This is a genomic window from Chitinophaga sp. CF118, assembly GCF_900112615.1.
Classification (GTDB): Bacteria; Bacteroidota; Bacteroidia; order Chitinophagales; family Chitinophagaceae; genus Chitinophaga.
Window position 1 is genome coordinate 107,032 of record NZ_FOMK01000005.1, and the last position, 21,775, is coordinate 128,806.

At 39.7% G+C, this 21,775-nt stretch carries 21 protein-coding genes and 2 tRNA genes; 10 read left to right on the forward strand and 13 right to left on the reverse strand.

The window, feature by feature from the left end:
• The first annotated feature begins 60 nt into the window (after positions 1-60).
• Positions 61-1,635, forward strand: a complete 1,575-nt coding sequence (locus BM176_RS20660) for a hypothetical protein (RefSeq protein ID WP_090106238.1) — start codon at positions 61-63, stop codon at positions 1,633-1,635.
• Between the two features lie 542 nt (positions 1,636-2,177).
• A complete protein-coding gene (locus tag BM176_RS20670; RefSeq protein ID WP_090106240.1) occupies positions 2,178-4,082 on the forward strand; it encodes an ABC-F family ATP-binding cassette domain-containing protein in 1,905 nt (634 codons plus the stop codon).
• A 114-nt stretch (positions 4,083-4,196) separates the two neighbouring features.
• Here BM176_RS20670 and BM176_RS20675 read toward each other — a convergent pair whose 3' ends face one another.
• On the reverse strand, positions 4,197-4,496 hold the full coding sequence (locus tag BM176_RS20675) for a hypothetical protein (RefSeq protein ID WP_090106241.1): 300 nt from the start codon (positions 4,494-4,496) through the stop codon (positions 4,197-4,199).
• A gap of 217 nt (positions 4,497-4,713) precedes the next feature.
• Positions 4,714-5,109 (reverse strand): nuclear transport factor 2 family protein, encoded by a 396-nt coding sequence (locus tag BM176_RS20680; RefSeq protein ID WP_090106242.1) that lies wholly within the window; start codon positions 5,107-5,109, stop codon positions 4,714-4,716.
• Positions 5,110-5,240: 131 nt separating this feature from the next.
• Between BM176_RS20680 and BM176_RS20685 the strand changes: the two genes are divergently transcribed.
• The 5 genes from BM176_RS20685 to BM176_RS20705 all read left to right on the forward strand — a co-directional run bounded on the left by BM176_RS20685 (position 5,241) and on the right by BM176_RS20705 (position 9,195).
• Positions 5,241-6,236, forward strand: coding sequence for an AraC family transcriptional regulator (locus BM176_RS20685; RefSeq protein ID WP_090106243.1), 996 nt, complete (start codon positions 5,241-5,243; stop codon positions 6,234-6,236).
• A gap of 127 nt (positions 6,237-6,363) precedes the next feature.
• Positions 6,364-6,654: a hypothetical protein gene (locus BM176_RS20690; RefSeq protein ID WP_143097870.1), complete on the forward strand. Its 291-nt coding sequence runs from the start codon at positions 6,364-6,366 to the stop codon at positions 6,652-6,654.
• Between the two features lie 95 nt (positions 6,655-6,749).
• Positions 6,750-7,793, forward strand: a complete 1,044-nt coding sequence (locus BM176_RS20695; protein WP_090106516.1) for an aldo/keto reductase — start codon at positions 6,750-6,752, stop codon at positions 7,791-7,793.
• 144 nt (positions 7,794-7,937) lie between these two features.
• Positions 7,938-8,180: an acyl carrier protein gene (locus BM176_RS20700; RefSeq protein ID WP_177230472.1), complete on the forward strand. Its 243-nt coding sequence runs from the start codon at positions 7,938-7,940 to the stop codon at positions 8,178-8,180.
• Positions 8,173-9,195 carry a 3-oxoacyl-ACP synthase III family protein gene (locus tag BM176_RS20705; RefSeq protein ID WP_090106246.1) on the forward strand — a complete coding sequence of 341 codons (1,023 nt, stop codon included), beginning with the start codon at positions 8,173-8,175 and terminating at the stop codon, positions 9,193-9,195. Before BM176_RS20700 ends, BM176_RS20705 begins: the two co-directional genes overlap by 8 nt.
• Positions 9,196-9,386: 191 nt before the next feature.
• Here BM176_RS20705 and BM176_RS20710 read toward each other — a convergent pair whose 3' ends face one another.
• From BM176_RS20710 to BM176_RS20750, 9 genes are all read right to left on the reverse strand, one after another.
• Positions 9,387-10,481 (reverse strand): acyltransferase family protein, encoded by a 1,095-nt coding sequence (locus BM176_RS20710; RefSeq protein ID WP_090106247.1) that lies wholly within the window; start codon positions 10,479-10,481, stop codon positions 9,387-9,389.
• A gap of 706 nt (positions 10,482-11,187) precedes the next feature.
• Positions 11,188-12,015: an OmpA family protein gene (locus tag BM176_RS20715; protein ID WP_090106248.1), complete on the reverse strand. Its 828-nt coding sequence runs from the start codon at positions 12,013-12,015 to the stop codon at positions 11,188-11,190.
• 47 nt (positions 12,016-12,062) lie between these two features.
• A complete protein-coding gene (locus BM176_RS20720; RefSeq protein WP_090106249.1) occupies positions 12,063-12,356 on the reverse strand; it encodes an NIPSNAP family protein in 294 nt (97 codons plus the stop codon).
• 368 nt (positions 12,357-12,724) lie between these two features.
• Positions 12,725-13,366 (reverse strand): DUF6266 family protein, encoded by a 642-nt coding sequence (locus BM176_RS20725; protein WP_090106250.1) that lies wholly within the window; start codon positions 13,364-13,366, stop codon positions 12,725-12,727.
• Positions 13,367-14,092: 726 nt separating this feature from the next.
• Positions 14,093-14,164, reverse strand: a tRNA-Arg gene (locus tag BM176_RS20730).
• 84 nt (positions 14,165-14,248) lie between these two features.
• Positions 14,249-16,030, reverse strand: a complete 1,782-nt coding sequence (locus BM176_RS20735) for an AMP-dependent synthetase/ligase (protein ID WP_090106251.1) — start codon at positions 16,028-16,030, stop codon at positions 14,249-14,251.
• A 30-nt stretch (positions 16,031-16,060) separates the two neighbouring features.
• Complete coding sequence (locus BM176_RS20740; RefSeq protein WP_090106517.1) at positions 16,061-16,348, reverse strand: 2TM domain-containing protein; 288 nt, start codon at positions 16,346-16,348, stop codon at positions 16,061-16,063.
• Positions 16,349-16,729: 381 nt separating this feature from the next.
• On the reverse strand, positions 16,730-17,959 hold the full coding sequence (locus BM176_RS20745) for an MFS transporter (RefSeq protein ID WP_090106252.1): 1,230 nt from the start codon (positions 17,957-17,959) through the stop codon (positions 16,730-16,732).
• A gap of 11 nt (positions 17,960-17,970) precedes the next feature.
• On the reverse strand, positions 17,971-18,663 hold the full coding sequence (locus BM176_RS20750) for a FadR/GntR family transcriptional regulator (RefSeq protein WP_255373554.1): 693 nt from the start codon (positions 18,661-18,663) through the stop codon (positions 17,971-17,973).
• 132 nt (positions 18,664-18,795) lie between these two features.
• Between BM176_RS20750 and BM176_RS20755 the strand changes: the two genes are divergently transcribed.
• From BM176_RS20755 to BM176_RS20765, 3 genes are all read left to right on the forward strand, one after another.
• Positions 18,796-19,446 carry a tetratricopeptide repeat protein gene (locus BM176_RS20755; RefSeq protein WP_090106519.1) on the forward strand — a complete coding sequence of 217 codons (651 nt, stop codon included), beginning with the start codon at positions 18,796-18,798 and terminating at the stop codon, positions 19,444-19,446.
• A 68-nt stretch (positions 19,447-19,514) separates the two neighbouring features.
• Positions 19,515-20,087 (forward strand): MarC family protein, encoded by a 573-nt coding sequence (locus BM176_RS20760; protein WP_090106253.1) that lies wholly within the window; start codon positions 19,515-19,517, stop codon positions 20,085-20,087.
• A gap of 90 nt (positions 20,088-20,177) precedes the next feature.
• A tRNA-Arg gene (locus BM176_RS20765) sits at positions 20,178-20,249 on the forward strand.
• A gap of 64 nt (positions 20,250-20,313) precedes the next feature.
• Here the strand turns inward: BM176_RS20765 and BM176_RS20770 are convergent.
• Together BM176_RS20770 and BM176_RS20775 are read right to left on the reverse strand one after the other, a co-directional pair.
• Positions 20,314-20,865, reverse strand: coding sequence for a hypothetical protein (locus BM176_RS20770; protein WP_090106254.1), 552 nt, complete (start codon positions 20,863-20,865; stop codon positions 20,314-20,316).
• Positions 20,866-20,941: 76 nt separating this feature from the next.
• The gene (locus tag BM176_RS20775) at positions 20,942-21,658 is read right to left on the reverse strand and encodes a hypothetical protein (RefSeq protein WP_090106255.1); all 717 of its coding nucleotides are present in this window, start codon (positions 21,656-21,658) and stop codon (positions 20,942-20,944) included.
• Between the last annotated feature and the right edge of the window lie 117 nt (positions 21,659-21,775).

The window sequence follows — 21,775 nt, forward strand, 5'->3', positions numbered from 1 at the left end:
AGAAAGACATTTTTTAACAGAAAGAAAATATATTTGCATCAGGCAAGCAAATTCAAACTTATGTTCAAGAAATGTATTACCCCTTCGGCCATGCTACTATTCTGTTGCCTGGCCGTTAATTTGTCTGCGAATGCGCAAAGTGCAGGCAGGCAATATTCGCTGGGCTTTTATCATGGTACTGCGGATACCAGCGGTTATCACTCTTCCCAGCGGGACTACAATATTCAACCCACATTCGATCTCCCACAGGGAGATACAACCCGCAAACAAAGCTGGTTATACCGTAAGCTATTCCGTGAACATTTGCTGGAGGTAAACGAGGATGATTATACGTTCTATGCTAGTATATTACCGGACCTTCAGCTGGGACATAGTAGTGTAAATAATGGTACCTGGCTTAATACCCGTGGAGTAATTGCCGGTGGTACGATAGGGAAGAATCTCACCTTCCGGGCGGAATTTTATGAGAATCAGGGGAAGTTTCCAGGATATATTGATGCTTACGGTCGTGAAAATAGTATAGTACCCGGTCAGGGTGCATGGAAGAGTTACTCCAATGGGAAAGCCTTTGATTTTGCCTACTCTTCAGCCTTGCTTACTTATAAGGCAGGTAAATATTTTGACTTCCAGTTAGGGTATGATAAGAATTTTATCGGAGATGGTTACCGTTCCATGCTTTTATCAGATGCGTCATTTAACTATCCTTTCTTAAAGATTATAGCAAATGTAGGACGTATTCAATATACAACTATGTGGGCGCAATTTATAGATATGAAGTATCCCGCAGCTTCTTACGATAACGGTTACCGTAAGAAATGGGGGGTATTTAACTATCTTGACTGGAATGTCAGTAAGAAGGTATCAATAGGTTTATTTGAAGCCGTGATCTGGCAGGATTCAGATTCTTCAGGAAAACGAGGTTTTGATGCCAGTTATATCAATCCCATCGTATTTCTGCGTCCTGTAGAGTTCTCTGTAGGCTCTCCTGATAATGCGTTGCTGGGTCTTAATCTTAAATATGCCCCGTCTGCCAATAGTACCCTGTATGGACAGTTTATACTGGATGAATTTGTGTTTAAGGAAATAACCAGTGGCACTGGTTGGTGGGCAAATAAATTTGGCGGACAGTTGGGTTTCCGCTCTAATAACATCTTCAAAATAAAGCATCTTAATTTCTTAACAGAAGGAAATGCTGCCAGACCTTATACCTATTCCCAGCGTACAACATTAAATAATTACGGGCACTATAATCAGCCACTAGCACACCCTCAGGGCGCTAATTTTGTTGAATGGCTAAGTATTGCCGATTACCAGTACAAACGGCTGTTTCTGCGCGGACAGATAACTATTGCTCAATATGGACTGGATTCTGCAGGTATTAATTATGGTAAAAATATTTTTGAATCGTATTATACAAGAGCCGAAGATTTTGGTAACCATGTTGGTCAGGGCTTGAAAACTAACCTGACGAATTTGCAAGGTACAGTCGCTTATTTACTTAACCCTAAATATAATCTTCGTTTGGAATGTTCTGTCACCGTTCGTCAGGAGAAGAATAGTGCGTGGAAAAATAATGAATTTATTTTCCAGGTGGGCCTGCGTAGCAGCTTCCGGCAGCTATATTATGATTTCTAAACTATCACTCTTTCGTTGTAGTTAAGTAGGTGTTATAACTGAGAGTGAAGCCGGATTGAGGAGCAAGATCAATACGTTATTAAATCGTGTGGCCTCGTGACGTTATATAATTTTAACACGAACAGGTGGGGAAGCCGGAAGCTTTAAAACATTAAATTTGTTTTAGTAGCATTAGAATCCTACTTCCCTCTTATGCCAGTTATTGCACAACATGGCATGATAATGTTCACTATTATTATCATGTTTCAGCTGCTAAAACAATTCCTTACCCACGAAAGGAAAATGAAAGATGAAAATGAGAAAATATCAAGAAGTTCCAGTATCAGGAACATACTGATTCCTTTCCCGACGCAGAATGAAATATCTGAATTTATCTGATCTCCACAATTGAAAAGTATTTGAGAGGCTGTATCCAAAGTATGATACAGCCTTTTTATTTAGGCGTAATGCTTCATTAAACGATTCTCAAGTGCTTTATTAATTTTACACTCTCTTTTTATAACCCATGTCCTCCCATCCCCACATTTTATTAACTTCGCGCAATGCATTATGTTACGGTAGAAGGACTCACAAAAAGTTACGGCGCAGGGCCGCTGTTCAAGGATATTTCTTTTCACATTGAAGAAGGGGATAAAATAGCCCTGGTGGCATTGAATGGCCACGGTAAATCAACCCTGTTGCGTATTCTTTGCGGACAAGAATCTCCCGATTCAGGTACTGTCTGGATCCACAAAGGGGTAACAGTAGTAATGCTGGAGCAGCAATCAGTTTTTAAACCAGGGGAGACCATCCTTGAGAATATCTTTGCCCAGGATCACCCGATCCTCAAGGCGATTAAAGAATACGAACTGCTGAGTGATGAAGAAGAGCCTGATATTGATAGATTTACAGAGGCGATTGAGCGTATGGATGAGCTAAATGCCTGGCATTTCGATACCAAAGTGAAGCAAATCCTGGGCAAACTGAACATTCACCACCTGGATCAGGAGGTAAGCACCCTCTCTGGCGGACAGCAAAAACGTGTTGCATTAGCTAAAGTATTGATTGATATAGGATTCGAACATAGGCATACCCTCCTTATCATGGATGAGCCTACCAACCACCTGGATGTATCCATGATCGAATGGCTGGAGAATTACCTGGATCAGGAAAATGTGACCCTGTTGCTGGTAACGCACGACCGTTATTTCCTGGACAGCGTTTGTAACGAAATCATGGAAATAGATCAGCAGAAGCTGTTCATATATAAAGGCGACTACGAAAACTACCTGGAGAAGAAGTCTACCCGCGACGAAATGGATAAAGCCAGCGTAGAAAAAGCCCGTAATACGTACCGGAAAGAGTTGGAATGGATGCGTAAGCAGCCTAAAGCACGTACTACCAAGTCAAAATCAAGACAGGACGCTTTCTATGATGTAAAGGAAAAGGCTACCGCCAGGCTGGAAACCCAGCAACTGGAACTGAACATGAAAATGACGCGCCTGGGAGGTAAAATACTGGAACTGAAGAAGGTATATAAAGCCTATGGCGAGCTGGTGATCCTAAAAGGATTTGAGTATACCTTTAAAAAAGGAGAACGTGTAGGTATCGTAGGTAAAAATGGGGTGGGTAAATCCACTTTTGTAAATATGTTACTGGGACTGGAACAGGCTGATTCCGGTAAAATCAATGTGGGAGAAACCATTGTATTTGGTAACTATGACCAGCGTGGTTTGATCGTGAAAGAGGATATGCGGGTAATAGAGTTCGTAAAGAACATTGCCGAAAACTTCCCGCTGGCAGATGGTAGCAAGGTTAGCGCAGCCCAGTTTCTGGAGCTTTTCCTGTTCACTCCTGAAAAACAGTATACCTATATCTCTAAACTGAGTGGTGGGGAAAAAAGGAGATTGCACCTGTTAAGCATCCTCTTCCGTAATCCAAATTTCCTGGTACTGGATGAACCAACCAATGACCTTGATCTGCCTACCCTTGGTATCCTGGAAGATTTTCTTCAAAGTTACCCTGGCTGTGTGATCATTGTGAGCCATGACCGTTATTTTATGGATAAAATAGTGGATCACCTGTTTGTATTTGAAGGGGCCGGTGAAGTAAGGGATTTCCCGGGCAACTATTCCCAATACAGGGAATGGGATAAAGAAAGAGGTGAAAGGGAAAAAGAAGAGAGCAGAAACCCTGTTGAAAAACAGGCACCCGTGCAGGAAAAGGTTATGGTTGCTCCTGTTGCTGAAAAGGTTCGGAAAATGTCTTTTAAGGAAAAGAGGGAACTTGAATTACTGGAAAAAGAGATAGCGGATCTTGAAACCGAAAAGAAAGGTATAGATAGCCAATTAGCAGGCGGAACCATTCCGTATGATCAACTGGAGCCATTATCCCGCAGAGTAGGCGAGGTGATCAAATTGCTGGATGAAAAGGGAATGCGCTGGCTTGAACTAAGTGAAGGCGAATAAACCGGATAAATTAATATAAGCTAGAGCAAAGCGACGGTTATAAATAACTCTTTAATTTAAATAAGAAATGCCCCTTATGTAACATCACATAAGGGGCATTTCTTATTTATGCACTTAGTCTTTTTTATCATGTATTTCTGACGCTTTCAGGTAGATCTTCTTACCTTTTTCGTCAACATAATATTTCTTATCATGTTTGTCAATATAAACGGTCTGGCCACCCGGACCCTCTTTACCTTTATATGTTTTGTCGGTTATTTTTGACGCACCTTTTACAGCCACTGAAGCTGTTTTATTGCCTATTTTTTTAGCAGTGCTGTCAATACCCTGTGCCATACCATTGTGGCCAACAAGTACGGCAGAAACTGTGATTGCAGCAACAAAGAAACCTGCACGGAGTTTTTGTGAGTTCATAAACAATTATATTTTAAAGTTGTATAGCCAATATGGCCTGTATATGTCTTATATCCAATTTTGATGCCAGCTAATTAAATGTTGATATTTGAATGCCCGCAACAGGAAGCATATACTTAATCTTTAAGGATAAGAGTTTAGAGTAAATCTTTATTATACTTCAGCTGGTTATCACGGTTTATTGATCATTAGCAATTCTCAGACTTTACATTTATTCTCAGCCCCAGAAATTATCTTCCTGTAATACGTCTGCTGAATAAATCTTAGCTTTTACGATCTGATTATTTTCTACCGTGTATACGTCTATGTTATCTACATTTAATACTTTTCCTGCAGGATTCGTGGCTTCCCAATGGATCAGGCAGGCTACACTATTACCGTTAACAGCAATGACTTTTACAGCGGTTAATGCCAGGGTATTGGCCGAAACTTCGAACATTCCTCCTACCATCTGAAATACTTCCATTACTGTCTTTTTAATACCTGAAAACCGGTTTTGCCCGGGTTGATCCCATTCTATTGCCGGATGTAGTAACGCACCTAATACCTGGTTATCTCCTTTTTGTACAGCTGTTAAGAATTCATTAACGATTTTTGATGCTTGATTTTCCATGTTATTTGGCTTTAATTGTTTTCACAAAGTTATTATCGGGGAGCCTCCACTTTGTTACCTTTATACGACAATCAATTACCATTTAACGACACTGTTATTGCAGGTAAGATCCGGAAGAATAACTTCGTAATATGGAACACCAACAAAATCGCTTTATACTGAATATGCTGGCATATGCTGCACAGCGGGACATCAGTCCACAACAGCTTTGTATGCATGCAGGTATTGATCTGACTGCATTAAAGAAAGACCGGCCGGTTGCTGTGAGTCCGAAACAGTTAAATGATTTATGGTTAAATGCATGCCATGAGGGAAATGATCCATTGTTTGGGCTACACTTTGGGGAATCTCTACAACTTACAGCTCTGGGAGTAGTGGGTGAAATAATCAAGAGCAGCAATACCGTTGGAGATGCTATTTCGCAGGCTGCAAAACTGGCATATCTTATAACGGATCTTTTCCACATAGAAATTGAATACAAGCAAAAGAATTTTGCAATCCGGTTTATTCCTGGAACGACTGACACATCTCTTTTTTCTTTCAGACAAACGATGGAATTGTTCATGGTATTTGTAGTACATGAACTGGATGGATTGTTGTTGCAGAAAATAAAACCGTTGGCAGTCAGGTTGCCTTATACGATATCAGAACCCAACGAATATGAAAGGATATTACGTTGCCGGCCAATGAAGAAGATCGGAGAGTATAGTATTGTGTTTGACAACAAATACCTGGAAGAAACATTGTTAACTGCAGATTATGAAATGCAGCGTGTTTTATTGGAAAAGGTAAATAGTACTATCAGCAAAGAGGATACATTACAGGCAAGAATCTATAATTATCTGTTGGTAAATGCCTATCTGGGAGTGCGTTCGTTAGAGGATATAGCAGCCAATTTCAATGTGAGCCCGCGCACTTTGCAAAGAAAATTGAAAGATGAAGGTATTAAATACCAGGAAGTGGCCGACGAAGTAAAAAAATCACTCGCACTTCATTACCTGGAATCAGGAGAATATCCTGTGAAAGAAGTATCATGGATGTTGGGATATAATGAGTTGAGTGCATTTACCCGGGCTTTTAAAAGATGGACCGGCAGAACACCGGTTAGCTTTAAAAAGGACAATTAGTATTAACATGCCGGACTGGGGGGATACTGTTTTTAGTCATAAAACAGTATTTGTGCTATTGTTGATTTATCAATATTTTTGTTTTGCCGTTAACAAACGGATCTATCACTCATACAAATTAATTACTATGGCAAAGTTACCCAAGTTTATGATCGCAGATGATCCTGTTACGGATCCCGATAATGAATATATATTTCACACGGAAGAACCCCGTTTCTTTGCTAAACGTGTGGAAGAAGACGAGGAGAAAGCATACATAGACATCGTTCATGAGGTAGATAATGTGGATGTTTTCTTCAAGGATGCTCCTGAGAAAAAGGCCATACTGCTGGAAAAGCTGGAAGAATGGTACTACTCTTACATGGAATGGCTGGAAGAAGATGAGTTTGAGGAAGAGGAAGAAGATGATGAGGAATAGTCTGCATGGAAGATATTTAAAGGAAGTCGGTCAATAGACCGGCTTTTTTTATAGACCATATGCAGGCCATATTTATAATATATAAAACAATTGAAATGGAGTACAGACAACTAGGAGGATCAGGATTAAGAGTACCTGTTTTAAGCTTTGGAACTGCTACTTTTGGTGGTGGCAATGAGTTCTTCAAGGCATGGGGTGCTACCCAGGCAGATGAGGCCAAACGATTGGTAAATCTTTGTCTGGATGCAGGTGTTAACCTGTTTGATACGGCGAACGTTTATTCGGCAGGAGCATCGGAAGAAATATTGGGTAAAGCACTGGCCGGGATCCGGAATAAGGTGTTAATTTCTACAAAGGCTACTTTCCCTTTAGGGGATGGGATTAATGATTATGGATCTTCCCGGTTCAACCTGGTCAAGTCTTGCGAAGAGAGCTTGAAGAGGTTAAATACGGATCATATTGATGTTTATCATCTGCATGGTTTTGATGCTAATACACCTGTAGAAGAAACATTAAGTGCATTAAACAACCTGGTACAAAGCGGAAAGGTGCGATATATAGCATGTTCCAATTTCTCCGGCTGGCACCTGATGAAGTCATTATCTGTTTCTGAAAGATATGGATGGGCGAAATACATCGCCCATCAGGCGTATTATTCTTTGCTGAACCGTGATTTTGAATGGGAGTTAATGCCGCTGGCTATTGACCAGCATGTAGGAACGATTGTATGGAGTCCTTTAGCCGCAGGTCGCTTAAGTGGTAAGTATAAGCGTGATCAACCTTTGCCGGAAAATGCAAGGGTTGCACAGGGCGGCAGTCCTATTCCGGAGTCCGCTGTTTCAAACGAAGTCTTCTATAATATTATTGATGTACTGGAAGAGGTAGCCGCTGAAACGGGGAAGACCGTTGCACAAGTATCCCTGAATTGGTTATTACAGCGTCCAACAGTATCAAATATTATAATTGGTGCGAGAAATGAAGAACAGTTAAAGTTGAACCTGGCATCTGTAGGGTGGAACCTAACATTAGAACAGGTGAAAAGACTGGATGCGGTTAGTGAAGTGCCCCCGGTATATCCTTATTGGCATCAGCGGGAATTCCCGATGTTAAATGCCGCCCCAAAGCTTTATCCACAATAACAAAAAGGCTGTCACCGTTGTTATAGATACGGTGACAGTCTTTTTCCATATATAGCAATTTGTGTATATGATTTCACTGATATTAATGGCATAGTTTTTTCATTAATGTATCGATTACAGCCACACAAAAACATTAGCTATTATATGATTAATATTCAAAAATTTCTGGAAGAATTTAAGGAACAATATGTTGATAACGAAGCAACAGGAATGACGATGGAGTCTGAGTTTAAATCCTTTTCCTCCTGGGATTCTCTAACGGCTATATCACTCCTTGCAGAAATTAAGTACAGGTATAATGTAGATATTGAGGAAGATGATTTAAATCGTTGTTCCCGGGTTGCTGATGTATACCACCTTATTGAGAAAAAAATTGCACATGCATAGTGCCTATATAATAGACACAACCTACTTTTTACCTGAAATTTTAATAGATAATGAGAGAATAAATGCAGAACATCCGGAATGGTCTGTAGATAAAATAAGTGCTAAAACAGGCATTGAAAAACGATACTACGCAAAGGAGGATCAGACCAGTGGTGATCTGGCATATATCGCCGCAGAGCAATTTTTTGAGAAGGGGATTATTGAAAAGAGTAAGGTTGATTTTCTCATTTTATGTACCCAGAGTCCGGATTATTTTTTGCCTACCACTGCCTGCATTCTTCAGGATCGGCTGGGACTCAGTAAAGGTATTGGTGCATTTGACTTTAACCTCGGATGTTCGGGATTTGTGTATGGACTGGGAATAGCCAAAGGATTGGTTAGCAGCGGTCAGGCAAAGAATGTATTACTGATTACAGCAGAAACATATTCCAGGTTTATTAACCCCAACGATAAAAAGAATAAAACCATTTTTGGTGACGCTGCCACAGCAACATTAATATCCTCAGAACCGGTATTGGGAAAGCCGGTGGGTAAAATCCTGCACTTCTCTTATGGAACAGACGGTTCCGGAGCTAAACACCTGATAGTTAAAAACGGTGCATTAAGAAATATGCAAAAGGGAAATGCTGCTGATGTGTATGTCGCGGATGAGTTTTACTCGAATGACGATTACCTGTTTATGGATGGAAAACAGATTTTTGATTTTACAGTGTTCAATGTTCCAGGACTGGTAAATAATTGTCTGCAGAAAAATGAAGTTACTCTGGAAGATATAGATCTGTATATATTTCATCAGGCCAATGAATTTATGCTTGATAGGGTACGGCGAATGTGTAAGATTCCTGCTGAGAAATTTTACATCTTTATCAAGGATACCGGTAACACCGTTTCTTCTACAATTCCTATCGCATTAAATCATGCACTGGAAAATAATGTGATCAGTAAGGGGAATAAAGTTCTTCTATGTGGTTTTGGTGTAGGACTTTCAATGGGAGCCACGCTTCTTGAATATTAATCGAATTTGATATGAGACATTTCCTTCCGGAAAGCTTAATTCAAGAGTCATAAAATAAATAGTTGTACCCAATGATACTGCTCACTGAATTATTTGTAAGGCAGGCTGGATATAAAGTAGCCTTTAAAAATTCTGACACCGGGCAGCTTTAGCAAGAACGAAACTACAAAGTATTTGACCCAAAATCTCTATCAATTCAACCTTGACTGTCTATATTTTTCCAAAGGCATAGCGACTACCTTATTTAGTAAATAAGCGAAAATAATTGTAAGCAAAACCTTGACCCAACCAATTTTTAAAAGTGTAAATGGAAGTCCTCCGCAAAAGAGAAAAACCAATATATGAGAGATATATACAGGATAGGATAATTCACCGATTTGATTGTCGAGTTTATTCTTTTTTAGAAAATTAAACAATAAAGGAATAGATAAGGTAATAGATAAAAAGTAACCGAGTTCTCTATATGAAAATGGTAAATAATCCGCTTTAGATGCGGGTAGATAAGAAAATGAAGTTGTAAAAGCAATTATAAAAGCAAAAGTAAATATGTTAATATATTTATTCAGCGATATACTTTTTATTCTTAAATATCCCCGATATCCTAGATAACCAAATAAAAAGAACATAATTTCTGTTGGGAAAAAACGATACGTCCATGGATCATTTTTAAGATGAAGCTGATTATAAAGGAAAAGTCTTAGCAATAATGACATTAAAATTAGTGGAATTACTACCTTGAATCCTTTTCTCAAAATAAAAGGGGCTATTAAATAAAATGTAAGCTCAAGACCAAGTGTCCAGGCCTGTGTAATAAATAAAAAAGAATAGAGTGGAGGGTTGGCATTTCGAAAATCTTGAGTAAAGAATAAGTTGCCATTTTCGGGATTAATACCTAAAAACATGACTATATCTTGTCCAAAAATAATGATGTTAGTTAACACTAAATAGAAGAAAGAAAAAATATTGGTCTTTACAGATAAATAACTTTCAAAAGTCAGTAATACGTGCCCTTTCGTTAATATTACTATCGCAATACTCGTAAATAAAGTTCCTAATAATACAGCCCAATAAATAGGATACAACCTTAGAAATCTATTAGTTATAAAGAGTTTATATGAATTATTTTGGCCAACATATTTTTCATTTATTATTAGGGACATGTAGAATCCAGATATAATATAAAATGACTGCACTGCAACTTGTCCACCTACCAAATGCAATTTACCAATACTTGCTCCGTGGGCAGCGAGGACGGCTAAAGCCAATAGAAGTCTTAATATTCCCATACAAGGTTTTAATTATTAAAATAAAGTAGGTCCATGCCAATGATCCTCGTGGATGGGTTATATAATCGATAACATTCCAGGTTTCACTTTAGGGAAATTCCACCAGGATCTCCAATAACAGGACCCTAACAACCAAGGATCAATCAAAAGTGATTTATTTGCATGTTTTATGACCATTGAGGCATGACCAAGAACTTTAAACCAGAGTTCATTTTCTCATTTCAATTTAAGATCAAATATATATAAACCTATCTGTAATCAATATCTTATATTTCATAGTTTGGCATATAATGGCCTGCTGAAGGAGGAAGTTTCTCTGGAAGATGTGGATTTTCAGGCCCATGAGTTTATACTCAATCAGTTACGCTGAACGAGGAAGTTTCCCAATGAGAAATTCTATGTATTTATGAGAGATAGTGGCAATACGTCTCAATGCCATATTGCATTGGTGTTGACTGAATTAGACACTTTTTGAACGATATAGGGCAGTCTTCTTCCAAATTCACTGGAGTAAAGAAACAGAAGAGTTTGATTAGATCTGATTTTGCAATTCAAATCACCTGGTTTGGGACCATTATCTGTATGGGATACCTATAGCCAAAATTGGTTGGCTGCAGGTATCTGTGCAAAGCTTAGGAAATTGATTACGAAATGAAGAATATTGTGTTTGTAAGGGGGTCAAGCGAAAGAGTAAGCTTGCAACAATTTATAATTTTACGATCTCTACCCTGCGATTTTTAGCTTTGCCATTCTCTGTATTATTATCTGAAAGAGGCTTGGTTTCTCCCCATCCTTTGTAGGAGAGTCGGGTTTTATCTATTCCTTCTATAATAAGAGCATCCATCACTGATTTGGCTCTATTCTCTGAAAGCGTTTTATTTGCTATAGGTGTTCCTGCATTGTCGGTATGTCCTTCAACGCTTATTTTAAGAGAGTGATCCGATCTAAGCATTTCTGCAACCTGGTCAATGGTTTTTTGAGATTCAGACTTAATATCCGATTTGCCGGTTTCAAAGTTGATATAAAGCGTAATGGATCCATTTTTATTTATTGTATCCAATAGGTCACTGGCATTTATATCCTGCTGCATACCTTCAATTTCGAGTATAGTAAGTTCGAAATTGCCAAGATTCTGTCCAGCCATGTCCATAACTACAATCCAGATGTCTTTACCAGATGATTTAGTGAAAAACGTTGCCAGGCCAGCATCCTTATTATAATATATTTTTTTCCCTCCTATCTTTAGTACGGCATTCTCGAAATTTTTTACAATCTGAAAATAGGAGGGAGCAGGAACTCCGCTTTCATTGTTGTAAGCATATTGAATAAATGTTTTTGTGCCTTCTTTCGTTTCTGATTTATCCTGCGCTGTTGGTATTGCGAATTCATCATAATTTTTGGAGCATCCTGCAATAACTGTATTGGGCATCCTGTTGAACATTGGACTGTCTTTACAACCCTCTGTATCTTCCTGCGCAAATGCCGGAATTAAAAAAACAATTGCCAGTATGAAAATGAATATCGCTTTTTTCATTTATGGTATTTTGAGATTATTCAATGTTGTACCAACAGCCCCCGGTGTTACCAGGTCTGGTATATCTCCCGTGATCCGGTGAGGTACATATCCTGATATCCGGCCATGGCTTCTGTCATTTTCTTCATTGCTTCAGTGTCCTGTTTGTATTTCTCCCAGCTATTTTCGTAAGCGGTAAGACTTTCATATTGGCTTACCATTATAACTCTGTTATATTGACCAGTCATATCAGTCATTATGTTAACCAGTTCTTCGTTACCGGTCATTACTTCTTTAAACAATTTTGCCAGTTTTGAAGCATTACCGGGTTTACAAATAAAGATATCATGTACAATGACCATAATTAATTTTTTAAGGAGGAATTAATAATTTTGATGATATGCTTCCCAGGCATATACTTATATTTCCATCATATGAAGTTATAGACCCGGCAAAGCAGTATCCTGAAGTTTAACAAAAACCCGGCGATTTAGTTCTTGAATATTTTGTAAAGCGTACTATTTGTCAATAAAAAACTGAAGATAACATTGCACAAAAATTTAAGATTACCGCAACTAAAGACGAACAGCCCTTTAGGTAGCGGGTCAGACATCTGACAATACTCCTTTAGTTTCGCCCTTTGTTCACCCGGCAGGGATGCGATAGAAGAATGGGGCTAAATAGAAGTACTCATTTAATGCGAATAATGCTTCTTCGAAGCAGCCTTTTATTATTTTATCTGTCCCAGATATAAGCTGTTTGTGCATAATATGCTATTCCCGGCTTTAAATGAGAGGTACGTTTCTATCACTATTCCCTTCCACAAATCGTGGGGGAATTTTAATACATCCGTTCCTGTTTTTCTTTCAGCACCATATAAATTATACACTGCTTCCTTTAAGGAAGGTGCATAAGCTATCAATATTACACGATCATTGTAATGCTTATAACTCTGATCGGGTGTCCATGAAAATCTTAATTGATCTCCTTCTACCATCACAGATGCGTTGATCCCTTCTGTACTCATTGGTCCCTCGGTAAATCTTACGTTTGGATAATCTATCTGGTAATCGGGATATTGTCCTATAACCGCATTTTTAAATTGATAAGAGGAAGCTAAATTATTAGGGGTTTTTGATGTTCCTGTAGATGAATATTGAAAGCCAACGTTTATCAAATCTGTAAAATACGGATGTAAAAAATCAGTTACTGCCTTCATCTTTCGCAGTGGAGTAAGCTGTTTTTCTGAAAGCGGTTTATTGCTCTTTTGACGGCGCGAACGGAGAACATATTGGCCCCTGAGCATATAACCATTTAGAGGACCTAATACGCCAGATATGCCTCCTAAAATGCCATTTTTTAAACGTGCCATTGTAATCTGTATTGAAGGGTTAAAGCATGGGTTATTATAGACTGATACTATTTCCAGGGAGTAATGATAGTTACCAGGCTAACACTGGCAATTTAGTGAATATCGGAGACTATTTCTTGTCTGGTTTAGTTATAATAAACAGGTACTAAACAACAGGTAAGCAGTAGATAAACGGGAGGTAAACAGGTGTTACCTGAACTAACACCTGTTTACCTCCCGTTTACCTGCTGCTTAGTACCTGTTTACTATACTTCCCTCATAAGAAAATACAGCATTCCATTAAATGATAACCCCAGCTAATTGTAACCGGGTTTGTCATTTTTCATGCATTCGTTAGTTTGTAAATTGCATGTTTATTTTCCTCATATAGGAATAGGTGAGCAGTATCAATAAACTTAGAAGATAGGGTATTCTATATCTTGCCGCAGCTACTGGTTATTATGTTGATTGAACAACACACTTATTTTACTGGAATATACTTTGACTAATTTAAAAGAAACAATGTTTTGCAATAAGAAGCCCTATCAAAATATGGCTTTCAGGTAATAAAGATCAATCGTGATATGTTGGTTCTGCATGGTGGTTCACTAAGATGACTGAGTTTTACATATTCGCCGTAAAAGTGAAATTTAGCAACTATAAATCAATAGGGTAGACCAATGTGACAACCAGTAGGGTAAAAACACCGAAGACGCCGGTAAAACCTGCGCCTTCGAGAAAAATTTGTAGCCCGGACAAGAATCGAACTTGTATCTAAAGTTTAGGAAACTTCTATTCTATCCATTGAACTACCGGGCCCTTCCGGATCTTTTAAATCCTAAAGTGGAGTGCAAAAGTAAACGTTTTTTGCAAATTACGTGCACACTCCTGAAATTTTGACTATCAGCTATATATTTTCTCTACCAGATTCATGTACTTCTCCATAATCACTTTACGTTTCACCTTCAGTGTAGGAGACATTTCCCCTCCGCTCACAGTCCATTCATTTGGAAGCAGTTCAAATTTCTTGATCTGTTCTATATGACTGAAATACTGGTTGTATTTATCTAATATATGCTGATAAAATCCAAGTACATCCTGGCTTTTCAGTAATTCCCCGCGCGAATCAGCCGTTATGCCCTTTTTAGCCGCCCAGCGTTCCAGTTGGGCAAAAGAGGGTACTATCAGTGCACCGGTAAACTTCCGTCCTTCACCTACTACCATAATCTGTTCTATGAAGGCAGATTCCTTGAATTTATTTTCAATAGGCTGTGGGGCAACAAATTTACCACCAGAGGTTTTGAAGAGTTCCTTTTTGCGGTCTGTGATTTTCAGAAACTTGTTGTTAACAAGCACCCCGATGTCTCCTGTATGGAACCAACCATCTATAATAGACTCTGCCGTCAGATCCGGACGCTTGTAGTAGCCCATTGTAACATTCGGGCCTTTGCACAGAATTTCTCCATCTTCTGCCAGCTTTACCTCAACATTGTTGATCAGAGGACCAACAGTACCAAACATCCGGTCCTTTACGTCTGTCCTGTTCACACTTATCACCGGCGATGTTTCAGTTAATCCATAGCCTTCCAGCACAGGAATGCGGGCTGCAGTGAAAATTTTCAGTAAACGTACCTGGCATGCTGCAGAACCAAGTACAACAGCATCTATATTTCCACCGAGCGCTTCCCTCCATTTATTAAAAATCAGTTTATTGGCGATAGATAACTGCAGGTTATACCATCCTCCCATCGGTTTGTTGATCTCGTATTTCTTACCCAGTTCTACCGCCCAGAAGAACAAAGCACGTTTGATTCCCTTTAATTCAAGCCCTTTGGCCATGATCCTTTCATATACTTTTTCCAGCAGGCGGGGTACCGTAGTAAAGATAGTAGGCTTTACCTCACGCAGATTATCTCCGATGGTATCCATACTTTCTGCATAATAAATAGGCACTCCACCTGTCAGGTAAACATAGGAAACCATACGTTCAAAAATATGATTCAATGGCAGGAAACTCAATGCACGGGCATCCTGACTAACAGGCAGGTAAGGGGCACAAGCTGTAACATTGCTCATGATATTGCGATGGCTCAGCATTACTCCTTTGGGAGTGCCGGTAGTACCGGATGTATATATGATCGTTACCAGCTGTTCAGGATCAATGTTCTTCTTGATCTCCTCTATCCTGGAAAAATCTTCTTCTTTTGCCATGGCAGGGATTTCTGACCAATGCCTTACCCCTTCTATCTTACTGAATGAAAAAATCTCTTTTAACAGGGGAAGTTTATGACGGAAAGGAGTGATTTTATCAAACATCTCCTTATCACTTACAAACAGAATGCGTGCTCCAGCATCATTCAATACAAATTCAAGCTCATGTTCACTGAGTGTTGGGTAAATAGGAGTGAGTACAGCACCTGCCTGCTGACAGGCAAGATCTGTTAAAATCCACTCTGGGCGGTTGGGAGACACAATCGCTATTTTGTCTGTGCCCTCGGGAGTAGTATCTCCTTTACCAATTCCCATTTGTAATAACCCAGCACTGAACCGCAGCGTAAGATCTGCTACTTCCTGTGTCGAATACTTTTTCCAAACGTTGTTTTCCTTTCCTACCAGCATATCTGATTTAGGATAGTGCTTAAGCTGATAGTCGATTACATCAAATAATCTTAGTGGCTGCTCCATGTTGTTTCTTTAATAAAAATAATGCTGGATTCAGAGTCCTCTACGATGTTTCTCTTCCTGCAACTTATCATATTCCCTCACCGTATCACCAAAAGGATCACGATGCCATGCGTGAAAATATTGAAAAGCAAGACCTAATCCCCAACCCAGTGCAGGCCATACAGGCCAGGGAGTAACTGAGAAGTTGTGTGATGTAAGGAACCAGATGGCCCAGAGGAATGCATTTATAACAAGATAGATCATCAAATGGGTTCTGAATCTGGATCTGGACTTAGCTATTTGCCAGAGACGTTCATCCCGTTGAGAAGTTGTTTCCATATGCATTAGTTTTTAAACGTAGATATAACTAAATATAGAGATTTTTCCCTGAATATATCAGGATCATCTTTTAACAGGGTTAATTACAGGAAAATGAAGGCATATCCACAACTGCTGCGCCATTTCAGCAAAACAGGCTAATTTTGAATCAGACCCAAACAGACAAACAGCCTTAATACTAATACAGCATTCCAGGATTTCCACGAATTACACAAGAACCTTATTGAGAAAAGTTATGACTGCACCTATAGTGCGAAAAATTGTGTCTTAATGGTTATTTAATTGATGAAACCCAGGGCATTTTGTTTAATAATGCACTCACCTGTCCCTGGTGATAATTAATCTTTATCAAAAGGGACTGGTGAGCTGGTTCTTTTATTATTATCTGCGTGATTTCCCCACGTTGGGTAATAATCCCGTTAACAATCCAATTAATGGCAGGTAAGCACATACCTGGAAAACATATCCAATGCTTGTATGATCCGCCAGTTGGCCAAGTACAGCAGATCCTACTCCTCCCATTCCAAATGCCAATCCAAAGAAAAGTCCGGCAATCATACCTACATTACCCGGCACCAGTTCCTGTGCATATACAAGTATGGCAGAAAATGCTGAAGAAAGGATCACACCAATGAATACACTGAGTACAGATGTCCACAGGAGATTGGCATGTGGGAGCAACAATGAGAAAGGTGCTACGCCAAGAATGGAAATCCAGATCACATATTTACGGCCTATACGATCACCTACCGGTCCACCGATAAAGGTTCCTGCTGCAATGGAAAATAAAAATATAAACAAATATACCTGGGCACTCTGTATAGAAAGATGAAATTTATCAATGAGATAAAAAGTATAATAGCTGGTCATACTCGCCATGTAAAAATATTTGGAGAATACCAGGATCAGCAGGATTCCCAATGCAAAAGCAACCTTGCTTTTAGGGAGTTGTACATGTGTTACGCCACTTCCACTCTTAGATTTACCCCTGATACGATACGTATTTTTCTTATACCATCCACCAATATTCAGCATCACCACAATAGCAAGGATAGCCCCCAGTGAAAACCAGCTAATGCTGGATTGTCCTTTAGGAACGATGATCATAGCTGCAAATAGCGGTCCCAGAGAACTACCGGCATTGCCACCCAACTGGAAAAGCGATTGGGCCATACCATGTCGCCCGCCTGATGCCATATAAGCCAGCCGGGATGCCTCCGGATGAAATACTGAAGACCCAACTCCTACCAGCGCGACTGACATCAATACAAGATAAAAGTGATGCGCCTGCGACAGGCTTATGAGCCCCAGTAAGGTAAAGCCCATCCCTATTGCCAGTGAATATGGCTTGGGATTCTTATCAGTATATAAACCTACCAGTGGTTGTAATAAGGAAGCGGTCAATTGATAGGTAAGCGTTATTAGTCCGATCTGGCTGAAAGTAAGATGTAATGAATCCTTTATCAGAGGATAAATAGCTGGTATCAGAGATTGAATAGTATCGTTGATGAGGTGAGAAAAACTAAGTGCCAGCAATACAGAGAACACTGTTTTTTCTGCTACTTTCTGTGCTTCACTTTTTTTCGTTTCGTCCGGGATTATCTTTTCCATAGTTGTGGATATTATTTCTTTGTTGATTCTTCGTCTATGTGTTGGGTAATACGTTGCGCCCATTGCCAGGCCTTTTGTCCGTCCTGGGCAATGATGCTGTTCAGCAGATTTTTGTGCAGTTGCTGAGTAGCCTTAAATGTATCAGTGGTATTGAACAATTCAACGAAACGCTTTTTAAGATGACTGGCCACCGTTTTATACAGATCAGACAGGATACTGTTTCCCGAAGCCTCCGCAATGCTCACATGAAAATCAATATCCGCCTGGATACATTCTTCTACCAGGTTGGCAATACCGGCATCCTTCCGTCTTTTAAGATGATGTTCCATCTTTTCAAGATCTGCGGCACTGCGGTTATGGGCAGCTTTCTGTGCAATTTTCAATTCCAGTAACTGACGGACTTCATCCAGATCTGCAAACTGTGCCCGTTTCAGCCGTTGCGGAAGGGGTTCTTCAATTCCAGGATTTTCTTCAACAAAGGTTCCCAGGCCCTGTTGTACCCGCACCACCCCTCCGTTTGCCAGAATACGAACGGCTTCCCGGATGGTAGAACGCCCTACGCCAAACTCCTGCATCAGGGCTGGTTCCGTTGGCAGTTTCTCCGCCGGCTTATAGGTACCACGCGATATCTGCTCCTGCAGCCTATGTGCTACCTCATCGGCAAGGCTGTTTCTTTTAATAGGTGTTGATTGCATATTCATCATATCATCAGATGATTACAAAGGTAATTAATCTCTCCACATCCTCACACCTTTTTTTATTTATCTTTGCGCCTCTTATATTGGATGAAGCCCTTTATAAGTGTGTTCCACCGGAATTTTAAACATGATTTACAGATGAAAGCATTTAATTTATTTATTCTATATCGCTTACCACTTGGTATTGTTTTGTTGTTGGGCGGTGTTGCGCTGGGTTTTACAGTTGGCTGGTGGGAAGCCACTATTCCATTGCTGCTGGCTGTAGTATGCCTGGTTACGCATTTTATGTTCGGCCCTATGCGAATTGTTCAGGAGGCTGTAGAGGCTGGCAATATCGACGTAGCAATGAACTTAATGAACAAAGTTGCTTTCCCGAAGTTGCTGTATAAGCCAATCCGTTCTGTATATTATTTTATGCAGAGCAACCTGGCCATGTATAATAAAGATCTGGACAAGGCAGAAGCTACCATTCGTCAGAGTATTGCTTCCGGCAGTCCCATGAAAGAATATGAGGGTATGCAGTACTTCCAGCTGGGAACAATCTCCTACCAGAAAAATGATCTCAAAACGGCCGATCAGAACCTTAGAAAGGCTGTAAAAATGGGGCTTCCTGATAAAGAGAACACCGCTGCAGCATTACTAACCCTTGCTTCCATTGCTATGAGCCGCCGGGATTTTAAATCCGCTAAAGACTACTTCCGCAGGGCAAAAGCACAAAAGCCAACTACTGCTCAGATAGTAAGCCAGATAAAAGAGATGGATAAATACATTTCCAGAATGCCTGGTTGATAATGATAGAAAGGAAGTGATGTATAATAAATAATTAACCTTTATTTTTGTAAAAATACATCCCCCTCATGTTCAACTTCAGCTTTAACGAGATACTGGCAGTTACCTTTACACTCTTCGCAGTGATTGATGTTGTAGGTTCTATACCTGTACTGATATCTCTTAAAGAGAAACTTGGACATATTGATTCCGGCAAGGCTACAGCAGCCTCCGGATTTCTGATGGTACTCTTCCTGCTGGTGGGGGAACCATTCCTGAAAGTGTTGAGTGTGGACGTACATTCTTTTGCCGTAGCAGGTTCTATTGTAATATTCGTGATAAGCCTGGAAATGATCCTTGGTGTAGAGTTCTTTAAAAGCGAAAAAGATAGTAAAACAGGTAGCCTGATTCCCATAGCCTTCCCGCTGATAGCCGGTTCAGGTACACTTACCACTATCATGTCGCTCAAAGCGAACTACAGTGCTTACAATATTTTCGCGGGGATCCTGCTCAATCTGGTGATCATATATGTAGTATTACGCTCTCTAAGCTGGATAGAACGAATTCTGGGTAAAGCCGGACTGATGGTGGTACGTAAATTCTTTGGAGTTATCCTGCTGGCTATTGCAGTCAAAATCTTTAAAAGTAATCTTAACTTCTAAATAGGAGGAAAATAAGTGAACCACGCTTTTGCTATTAATCACCAAAAACGTTAGTTTTGCCTTCCTCTACCGGTATTATAACCGGAAATTGGCCTCGTAGTACAATGGATAGTATAAGAGTTTCCGAAGCTCCTGATACAAGTTCGATTCTTGTCGAGGCTACAAATAGAAAAAGCCAATTCTGATTTAATCAGAATTGGCTTTTTCTATTTAATGATCACAAGTTTTAATTAGCAGGGGAAGAGTTGATGCCCCATTTAACAGCGATATTATGTTTTTTTGCATAAGCTTTGCCAAGAGTGGTTAGCTTTTCAAATAATTCTTCAAATTTAGTATTGTATTTATCATGAATGGACTGTCCCTTTAACTGTATCTGTTCCCTGGGCGCGCCTTCATCATACATCTTTGCAAGCTCACTGTATTCGTTTTTATAGATGGCCAGCACATATTCATTTAAAGAAGTCGAAGTTTGAATCATCTCTTTTGTATCCTCTGTTTTTATCAGCTTGTTAAGCTTTTTAAGATTTTCTTCTATGAAATGAATTTTCAAATCAATAGTTTCTTTCCTGGTCATGGCAACTACCTGAGTTTTGCTGCCTTCCGCCAGCTTTGCAGACGGAGATTCCAACTCATTCATCAGGCCATCACCCGAAATACCAGTGATCATATTACAGTTTAAAACAGCAATATCAAAATTCATTTCAGGGCTTACCAGATTACAGGCTGTAAGTACCTGACAGGTAAGAAGGAACAGAATAAAAGCCTTTTTAACGGACATAGATATACTCTTTTTTGATGGCAATAAAGATAGTGAGATCACTGCATATCATCTATATCCTGGTTTATATTGTTTTTTATTTTGAACTCAGATCAGCCCGATAGGCAAGAATTTCACTCCACCTGCTTTCAACACATTTTGCATAATCCTGTAGAAAGCGATCCCATGAGCCGTCTCCATTTACCGCACTATACCTTTCAGGAAGCGGTTTCCTGTACCCGGCGGCTAATTCTTTTAACCCATTCTTTAGCCTGGTTGCAGTTATAATCTGCGGTGCACCAGAATTATTTGCCTGGTAAACGGCAACACTTTCATTTCCTTCTACCCACACTTTCTTTAATTTACTTGCAAGCTCCATTACATTCCCAATCATACCTGGTTTGGGATACATATGATTAATCAGAATCTTATCGGCCCAATCGGAAAGTTTTACAGTACTGAGCGAGTCATTATAATCAAAATAGGAAGATGAGCCTCTGTCAGTCAGGTAAATGGCTACCGATTTATTCCAATCCGTATTATGTTCAGTGCCAAGGTTCCCCCGCGCGTCAAGAGATTCCCAACTGGCAGGCCCCTCTGTAATGTGGTACCCTCCGGCATCGGGGCCCGACTGAATATCATATACCCGCCATGACCAATCGCCTTTGTGATATTTCTTCGCATGAGTCATTAATGCTTTTTCGAACTCTAAAACCCGGTCCATTTTTGGGAAAACTCTCGTTGCATTGAGAACATTTTTTTGTGCCATTCCCATCAAAGGAATAAGCATAACAAAAAGGAGAAACTTTTTCATTGAGGAATTTTTGAAGTTTAAGAAATTTGGGGAGTCTAATAGGAGGATACAATTAACCAAAAGGTAACATAATAAACTATAGCCGGGTGATTTAAGTTTTTAGACAGCATACACAGG